The 8,988-nt window shown below is 47.4% G+C and carries 6 protein-coding genes; 4 read left to right on the top strand and 2 right to left on the bottom strand.

The window, feature by feature from the left end:
* The 3 genes from ACTIE6_RS10455 to ACTIE6_RS10445 all read left to right on the top strand — a co-directional run.
* Nucleotides 1-3,051: 1-acyl-sn-glycerol-3-phosphate acyltransferase (locus ACTIE6_RS10455; protein WP_439556583.1), on the top strand; the 3,051-nt coding region annotated here is incomplete at its 5' end.
* A 35-nt stretch (nucleotides 3,052-3,086) separates the two neighbouring features.
* Nucleotides 3,087-4,616, top strand: a complete 1,530-nt coding sequence (locus ACTIE6_RS10450) for a phytoene desaturase family protein (RefSeq protein ID WP_439556582.1) — start codon at nucleotides 3,087-3,089, stop codon at nucleotides 4,614-4,616.
* On the top strand, nucleotides 4,613-5,866 hold the full coding sequence (locus ACTIE6_RS10445) for an NAD(P)/FAD-dependent oxidoreductase (protein ID WP_439556581.1): 1,254 nt from the start codon (nucleotides 4,613-4,615) through the stop codon (nucleotides 5,864-5,866). Before ACTIE6_RS10450 ends, ACTIE6_RS10445 begins: the two co-directional genes overlap by 4 nt.
* Here the strand turns inward: ACTIE6_RS10445 and ACTIE6_RS10440 are convergent.
* Both ACTIE6_RS10440 and ACTIE6_RS10435 read right to left on the bottom strand, forming a co-directional pair.
* Nucleotides 5,852-6,898 (bottom strand): beta-ketoacyl synthase chain length factor, encoded by a 1,047-nt coding sequence (locus ACTIE6_RS10440; protein WP_439556580.1) that lies wholly within the window; start codon nucleotides 6,896-6,898, stop codon nucleotides 5,852-5,854. The genes ACTIE6_RS10445 and ACTIE6_RS10440 overlap by 15 nt on opposite strands.
* Nucleotides 6,899-6,928: 30 nt before the next feature.
* On the bottom strand, nucleotides 6,929-8,566 hold the full coding sequence (locus ACTIE6_RS10435; protein WP_439556579.1) for a glycerol-3-phosphate dehydrogenase/oxidase: 1,638 nt from the start codon (nucleotides 8,564-8,566) through the stop codon (nucleotides 6,929-6,931).
* Between the two features lie 185 nt (nucleotides 8,567-8,751).
* Here ACTIE6_RS10435 and ACTIE6_RS10430 point away from each other — a divergent pair.
* The coding region (locus ACTIE6_RS10430) for a BON domain-containing protein (protein ID WP_439556578.1) at nucleotides 8,752-8,988 on the top strand (237 nt) is incomplete at its 3' end.

Genomic DNA, 8,988 nt, shown 5'->3' with positions numbered 1-8,988 from the left:
GATACCTACTATACTTCCTTTATCGCGCTGGGCTGCATTCTGCTGCTCCTGATTATTTATTACCGAAAGCTGCTTACACCCATTTTCATGCTGTTGCCCGGACTATTCGGCGCACTGTTTGCATTGGGGACGATCGGCTACCTGCGTCCGGACGTATCGGGTATTTCACTGGCTACCGGTGCGGTAATTTTCGGTATCCTGCTCGATTACGCTTTTCACTTCTTTACACACCTCCGACATACCGGTTCCATTGCAACCGCTGTAAAAGAAGTAAGTGCTCCATTATTGACTGGTAGCTTTACAACCATCATGGCATTCAGCGCACTGCATTTTGCCAACTCGGCCGTTTTGCAGGATTTCGGTCTTTTTTCTTCGCTGGGATTGCTGGGTGCAGCGCTTTTTACACTAATTGCATTGCCGGTCATTCTCGAATCCGCTCGTTTTGATTACAAGAAGCTGCCAGCCGAGCGGCAGTCTGTCCACCTGCCCGCAACCCCTGTCAAATGGCGGGTAGGGTTGCTGGGGATCATAGGGGCACTCACTTTCGTCTTCTTATACTTCGCCCGATTCACCGAGTTTGACAGCGGGTTTGATAACCTCAGCCTGCAAAATGAAGACCTTTCATCACGCGAGCAGTCGCTGACCGGCATTGATCCCAAAAAGCAGAAGCGGATTTATGTTTTTGCCTCTCATACCAGTCGGCAGGTCGCGGAAAACATCAATTATAAAGTATATCAAAAATTGGTCGCATTGCGTAAGCAGGGCAGCATTACCAGTTTCGCAAGTCCGGGCTCGCTGCTGGTACCACGCGATATCCAGTTTCAACGGACCAGGAGGTGGCACGAGTACTGGAGCCTGGGACGAAAAGAAAGTGCATTTGACGTCATGGACAAGGCCGGCGCCAAAAACGGTTTCAATGCATTTGCCTTTAATGATTTCAAAAACTGGGTTGCGGGACAATATGAACATTCCGTTTCGCAGGATACGCTTTTCGCCGAGCTGGGGATAGACAATCTGGTGGAAAGAACAGTCGGCAAAACCACTTACATTTCAACGGTGGTGGTACCGCAGACTAACCTGGATGCAGTCAAAAGCGAACTCCGGCAAATTCCCCATGCGGCCTTGTTTGACCGGGGCGAAATGGCTGGTGAAATGTTGTCGATGGTCAAAGACGATTTCAATTACCTGCTCCTGATATCAGCCTCCATTGTGTTCCTAACCCTCCTGGTAGTGTACGGAAGAATTGAGCTGACCCTGCTTTCCTTTCTGCCGATGGTGATCAGTTGGATCTGGATACTGGGCATTGCGGCGATTTTTGGAATCAAGTTCAACTTTGTTAATGTGATTGTTACCACATTCATCTTCGGCCTCGGGGATGATTTCAGCATTTTCGTGACCGATGGTTTGCTCAGCAGGTACAAATACAAGAAAGATACCCTGCACTCCTACCAATCTGCTATTATCCTGTCGGCGACTACCACCATTATTGGTACGGGCGTACTGATTTTCGCCAAACATCCCGCAATTCATTCCATTGCGGTGATCAGCGTTCTCGGTATTGTTTGCATCCTTTTTATCTCATTTGCTTTCCAACCCGTTCTTTTTGACTTTTTTGTACAAAACAGGATTGCAAGAAAGAAGGCGCCGGTGACGATGCTGCCCTTCCTGATCAGTATTTCAAGCTTTACATACTTTCTTTCCGGCTGTCTTTTCCTGCATTCCAAACTGCTCACGATCCTGATTTTACCCGTTTCAAAAAGCAGGAAGCGGGCGATGATCAACAGTTCACTCTCCTGGTTTGCCAAATCGGTCATTTACTCCGGCCCACATGTGAAGAAGCGGTTTTCAGGACTTGAAAACCTCCAAATGGACAAGCCGGTGATTTTCATCGCCAACCACACCTCATTCCTCGACATCCTGCTGGCTATTATGCTGCACCCGAAAATCGTGCTGATGGTTAAAGGTTGGGTATACAAATCTCCCTTTTTTGGTCCCATTATCCGGTATGCGGGTTATGTGTATACCGACGATGGAGCGGAGCAGAATATCGAAAAAGTTAGAGAGTTGGTCGCAGAAGGATATTCCCTGCTGATTTTTCCGGAAGGTACCCGCTCTGAGGACGGTGAAATCGCACGTTTTCACAAAGGCGCATTCCATTTAGCTGCGCAGCTCGGTTTGGACATTCAACCCATTCTGATCCACGGCGCGCACGATGTACTGCCGAAAAATGACTTTTTGATCCGGCCAGGCGCGCTGAACGTACGTGTACTGCCGCGCATTCCACAATCAGATCCATTGCTGCAAGGGCAGCTCAGAGACACTACCAAAAATATGTCTGCGTATTACCGGGCACAGTTTGCTGCTTACAAGGATGAAATGGAAGATACCAGCTACCTGAAACACAAGATTTTTACCAATTATGTGTTCAAAGGGCCGGTGCTTGAATGGTATTTTAAAGTGAAATGGAGACTCGAAAGCCGGAATTTCGCCAGCTATAATGAGCTGATCGGTGCGCGGAAGAAGATACTCGATCTCGGTTGCGGATATGGATATTTGTCTTTTTATCTTCATTATAAAAATGCAGAAAGGACGATCAGGGGAATTGATTATGATGAAGAAAAAATCCTGATTGCCGAAAACAGCTACCGAAAGTCAGACCAGCTGCATTTTGAACAAATGGATGTAATGGAAGTCCGCCAGGAGCCGCAGGACGTGATTTTTCTGAACGATTTACTGCATTATCTGTCGAAAGAAAAACAGCGGACGCTACTTGACAGGTGCGCTGCTGCATTAAATCCGGGCGGAATTTTATTTATACGCGACGGTATCACCGATCTCAGCGGCCGTTTTGAAAATACAAAAAAAACCGAAGCTTTGTCGACCCGCATTTTTTCATTTAATAAAAAGGAAGAAGATTTTCACTTCTTTTCGTCAAAGGATATTGTCGACTTCGCGCACCGTCACCATCTTCATTATGAGCTGAAAGAGCATTCGAAAAAAACGTCCAATGTCCTTTTCATCCTCCGCAAAGCGGGAGAGACTTTACAGTAACAAATCCTTCAATCAAACATTTCCCAGGCTGTATAATGCAAGCTGCACCTTTTGAAAAAGAATACGATTTCGTAATTGTCGGAAGCGGGCTGGGCGGCCTGGCTTGCGCGCTCATTCTTGCGATGGAAAATTACAGCGTGATTGTACTCGAAAAAAACCATCAGATAGGCGGGCATTTGCAGGTTTACAGTCGTGGAAAGAGCATTTTTGACACCGGCGTGCATTATGTGGGCAGTCTGGACAAAGGCGAAAACCTCTATCAGTTTTTCAAATACTTCGGCATTTTTGATCAGCTGAAGTTAAAGCGGCTGGATGAAGAATTTGACGTGATCAGGTTTGAAGATGGATCAGAATACGCTTATACACAGGGTTTCGAAGCATTTGCAACCAAACTGATCTCTTATTTTCCGGACGAGGCGGAGGCAATCAACAAGTATTGCGAAAAGATCCTGGAAGTATGCAGCAAGTTCCCGCTTTATAACCTGGAAATTTCTACGGAAGGCTACTACATGGAAAGCGAAATGCTGACCATCAACGCACACGATTACATTGCCTCTTTGACAAATAATGTAAGGTTAAGAAATGTGCTCGCAGGCTCCAACCTGCTTTACGCCGGTTCGCGCCATAAAACGCCGTTTTATGTACATGCCCTGATCATGAAGAGTTATTTATCAGGCGCTTACAAATTTATCGACGGTGGATCGCAGATCGCGATCCAGTTCAGCCGGGCAATCAGGCAGCGCGGCGGGCTGATTGTGAAACATAAAAAGGCAGTTTCAGCGAACTACCACGACAATGGACTGGTGAAAGAGGTAGTACTTGAAAACGGCGAGGTAGTGAGAGGTAAACAGTTCATTTCCAACGTACATCCTGCGGTTACGATTGATATTTTCGGAGAAGATAGATTTCTGAATATTTATAAAAACAGGATACAGGGACTGGAAAATACAGTATCTACTTTCCTTGTCCACGTTACCTTTCACGAAAAATCATTTAAATACCTCAACCACAATATCTACTTTCACGATACCGATAACGTTTGGGACACGGTTGACTACGAACAAGCGAGCTGGCCGCAAACAAGCTTTATCTGCACACCCTATATCTCCAAGACGGGCGATTACGCCGATTCCATGTCGATTATGTGTTATATGAAAGCTTCTGAAACCGCTAAATGGGAGCAGACATTCAGCACGATTGCGGAACCGGGGCAGCGTGACGAGGAATATAAAGCATTTAAAAGGCAGAAGGAGGAGCAGGTTGTGAATAAGATCGAGTCGGTTTTTCCGGGTATAAAAAGCAAGATTAAGGCAGTGCACAGCGCTACGCCGCTCACGTTCCGCGATTATATCGGCAATAAAGACGGATCTATGTACGGGATTATGAAAGATTCCGTTTCACCAGCCAGGACACAGATCAATACAAAAACTAAAATACCAAACCTGCACCTGACGGGCCAGAACATTTCATTGCACGGGATACTGGGGGTTACCGTAAGTGCATTTATAACCTGCTTTCCATTTGTAGATAAAGAGAAACTCATTCAAAAAGTAAAAAACGCATGATCATGCAAACAGTTGATGTGGTAGTCATAGGAGCCGGCCCGGCCGGAACGGTAGCAGCTTCGTACTTAAAGAAAAAGGGCTACGATGTCACAATCCTTGAAAAAGAAAAATTTCCCCGTTTCCAGATCGGTGAAAGTCTGCTTCCGTGTTGTATGGAGCACCTCGACGAGTCGGGACTGCTGGATGCAGTGCGCGAGCGGTACTTCCAGAAGAAAACAGGCGCGGCTTTTATGCGGGGAGATAAGCGCTGCGAATTCTTTTTTTCCGAACAATATACAAAAGGCTGGACGTGGACCTGGCAGGTGAAACGTGCGGACTTTGACAGCACACTTGCGGAAGCAACCCGCGCGAAAGGTGTGGATGTAAATTTTGAATGCGAGGTACTCAGCGTAGAATGCAGCGCAGACAGGCAGGTGTTGGAATATAAAGATGTGGACGGGAATTTACATACCATTCAATGCCGGTTTATCATTGATTCCAGCGGTTACGGGCGGGTTTTGCCGCGTTTATTCGATCTCAGCAAACCGTCTGCCTTCACACCGAGGGGAGCAATTTTCTCACATCTGGAAGATAAAAACCGTTCGGAAAAGGCGAGCAATAACATTTTTGTGCATTCATTTGACAGCAACAGATCCTGGATCTGGGCAATCCCTTTTTCTGACGGATCTACATCAGTGGGTATCGTGAGCGACAAAGAAAAGGTAATGGAGCTTGCAGAGAATGGCGGAGAGAAGTACAAGGACTTTATCCGCAACTTCGAAGACCTGAGAGGCAGGTTCCAGGACTCGGAATTCAAGTTCGAGCCGCGTCAGATATTGGGGTACTCTGTTGGTGTAAAGTCAATGTTTGGCGAAGGCTTTGTGCTTTCGGGTAACAGTACCGAATTTTTAGATCCGATATTCTCCTCCGGCGTAACATTCGCCACAGCCTCGGGCCTGCTTTCGGCAAAAATGACAGACCGGCATTTACAGGGAGAGAAAGTGGATTGGGAAAATGACTACGAGCGCGTGGTGCAGCGGGGTATTGATGTATTCAGAAGCTACGTAACCGGCTGGTACAGCGGCGACTTTCAAACGATTGTATTTGCGAGTGAAATCGAGGACGATATCAAACACCAGATCTGCTCTGTGCTGGCAGGTTACGTTTGGGACCAGTCGAACCCGTTTGTCAAGAAACACGACACGATCCTGCCCACACTGGCGAAAGTGATCTTAATGAAGGAAAGAGCGGCCGGGTTAGCCAGCTCCTAACAGGATAAGTCCGTGCTGTAATCCTTTAAAATGATTATATATCAAGATATTGCGGGGCTCCTTTTCTTCTGAAAAAGCATATTTGCACTGGTCGGGAAGCTTTTTCCCGGCCAGCATTTGTACACCAAGCCAGGTTGCAAATGCCGAGGTAGTCGGATAATCCCCTACCAGGTTTTTGTAAGAATAACAATTGCTCCCACTAAATAGCTTCTCCCGCATGCCGGTATACAGGTAATCGGTGCGGCTATCGCCACTAATCCCGAGAAAGAGCGTGTCAATATCTTCCGGTGTCAGTCCGTTTTTTGCAAGAAAAGATTGAACGCGATCGTGCAGGCCGCTTTCGGGAAGGTAGCTGGTTTGGTCCACATCAACGATCCTGGCTATGCTCTCCGCAGACTTGCTCTCCTCCATTACAAACATGACTGCACCTTCCCCATTCACAGAACCCGGTGTATTTGAAGTAAATAACTCTTCAGAAGTAAAATCCCCTTTCTTAAAAGAGCCGCCGAGCGAGTCGATATTGTGGTTGTAATCGGAAATTTCCTCGACTGTACCCACCAGTAATCTTTCCGCCCTACCCTCCTGTAACAGCATCCAGGCGTCAAGCAATGCAGCTTCAAATGCAAGTCCGTTGTGTACATGCGTGGTATTGTAGCCGGTGATCTTGCTCATCAGCGCCAGGTTTCCTGCGACTGCATTGGGTGTACTTTGAACAAAGTTCGTGGGGGTAAGTGTGCCTTCGTTGTAGTCGACGATCTGGTTGAGGAATTTGAGACAATCTTCCAGTCCGCCGTTTGCAGTTCCCAGAATGATACCGTCAACCGGAGTTTCCTTGATCAAAGGCAGCCCCGCTCCTACGCCCATTCTGATCGCTTTGCCCATTCTCCTCAGTAACCCTGCTGGTATGAGGCCATTATATTCGGGTTCAATCGCCTGGTACCGGATGCCCTTGTAAGATGCTACGTCGCCTTCCAAAAAACCATTGTCGAAAGTGCGTTGCGGCGAAATGCAGGCTGATTGCTTAATGTACATTCTAGAAATAACGATGTGTTGCCTGATGCACTAAGCTAGCTGTGCTCCGGCGATAAATTTTTGTATCAGAGCTGCGTATTCCGCCAACTCATTTTTTTCCTGCTCCTCAGTCCACTCCAATTCCCGTGCCATCAGGCTGGCGACAACAGGCAGTACATTCAATGTTTCTTTCCAATCGGTGATTTCCATTCTGACGCGCCTCGCCAGGAAATCCCGGAGTGTTACCGCCATTTCAGCCCTGACCGCATAAACAACTTCGGCTTTCAGGTAAGGATACTCCGGGCTAAGCTGCTCTGCGAGTGCTGCATTATCCCTGCCCAGCGCAGCTACCCTACCGGCCCAACTTCCATATTTGGACACAAGGTGCCGCGCAACTTCGTCCGACAATGCAAAATCAGCAGCCAGCTTCTTCCAGGATTCCGGATCAAAATCCGCTCCACCTGCCAGGATATGGGCATCCGTAGTACAAGGTTTTTGTTGGGAAAAAATAACGTCAGCCTCGTCAATTGTATCTTTCGCCATTAACCTGTAAGTAGTCCATTTGCCGCCAAGCAGACTCAGCAAGCCTGTTTTTTCATCCAATTCAATTTCATGGTCGCGAACAAGGCTCTTGGTAGATTTAGTCGGATCGGCGGATAATAAAGGCCGCAAGCCTCCAAATCCTGCCCGCAGCTCCCGAAGATCAATTGGCTTCGCCAGGTAGGGGTTCAATGTGGCTGCCAGGTACTCTTTCTCCTCCTCATTGAGCATCGGCTCTTCCGACACTTTACTGTACTCCGTGTCCGTAGTACCGATCATTGTAGCACCTTCGAAGGGTATTGCAAACACAACGCGACCATCGGACGTTTTCGGGATCAGCATTGCATATTCGCTGTTCAGGGTCTTCGGGGGCAACATCACGTGCACGCCTTTGCTCGGTCTCAGTCTTTCCGGAAGCGCAGGATTTGCGAGCAATCTGATATTGTCGGCAAATGGGCCGGTACAGTTGATAACAAGCTTTGCTTTGATGGTGTACTTACTTCCTGACCGGGTATCCACTGCATTCACAGCAGTGAGCTTACCTGATTCATTTTTTACAAACCCATCAACTTCCATGTAGTTAGCCACAGCTGCACCCTGCTCCGATGCTGATTGTACAATGGCGAGGCAGTAACGTGCGTCATCCAGCTGGCCGTCATAATAAAGTACGCCGCTATGCAGCTTCTGCGGGTCAAGCGTCGGAATTTTGGCTAAAACTTCCTTTTTGCTCAGCCATTTGCTTTTGGGAAGCGTATCGTTGATAGCAAATGCATCGTAGAGCTGCAAACCGATTTTGAAATAAAGGCCCTCAAACCAGGAACTCACCGGCGTCATCAATGCAAGGGGACGCGCCAGGTGGGGCGCATTTTTCAGTACAATATGTCGCTCTTCCAAACCATGACGGACTTGTTTGAGCTGCGCGAAATCCAGTTTTTTAAATGCTTGTTCCAAGTAGCGTACCCCGCCGTGGATCAGTTTGGTGGAACGCGAAGAAGTTTCGGATGCGAAATCCTGTTTGTCTATCAATGCTACTTTATAGCCCCGCAATACTGCGTCGAGCGCACAACCTGCACCACTTGCGCCCGCTCCGATGATACAAATATCAAATTCTTCATTATCAAATCTTGTAAGCGAATCAGGGCGGTTCATTGAGCAGGAGTAACGGCGTAGGCGTTGGTGGTGATGTTTGCAAAAGTACGAAGTTGGGGCTTAAAACAAATGCTGCGCAACATTTGATCTGACTGCCCATTTGGTATAATAATTGCTTTCAACATTAGAATGAGGTTAGAGACATTCTCTCCTGTAATCATTTACTCACTTTTAAACTTAAAACCATGGGTCTATTTTCATTTCTCAAAGGATCAGGAGAAAAGGTATTCAAAAACGAAAATGCCGCTGCGCCGGCTCCTGAAGTTGAACCGCTGCGTGCAAGTGCATTGCTTGCTCACGTTAAAGCACTTGGACTTTCATATAAAAGTCTGACTGTAAAAACCTCGGGTGACACTGTAACTTTGGAAGGGGAAGTAGCCAATCAGGAAGATGCAGAGAAAATTGCGCTGGCTGTGGGGAAT

It is taken from the genome of Dyadobacter sp., assembly GCF_051859145.1.
In the GTDB taxonomy this organism is placed as follows: Bacteria; Bacteroidota; Bacteroidia; order Cytophagales; family Spirosomataceae; genus Dyadobacter.
Note: the sequence above shows the minus strand (reverse complement) of the source record. Positions and strands in the feature narration are given on the sequence as shown.

Bases quoted from the DNA above. Each gene is read 5' to 3' on its own strand.
- ACTIE6_RS10440 (WP_439556580.1), bottom strand. From the start codon at position 6,898: ATGTACATTAAGCAATCAGCCTGCATTTCGCCGCAACGCACTTTCGAC.
- ACTIE6_RS10450 (WP_439556582.1), top strand. From the start codon at position 3,087: ATGCAAGCTGCACCTTTTGAAAAAGAATACGATTTCGTAATTGTCGGA.
- ACTIE6_RS10435 (WP_439556579.1), bottom strand. From the start codon at position 8,566: ATGAACCGCCCTGATTCGCTTACAAGATTTGATAATGAAGAATTTGAT.
- ACTIE6_RS10445 (WP_439556581.1), top strand. From the start codon at position 4,613: ATGATCATGCAAACAGTTGATGTGGTAGTCATAGGAGCCGGCCCGGCC.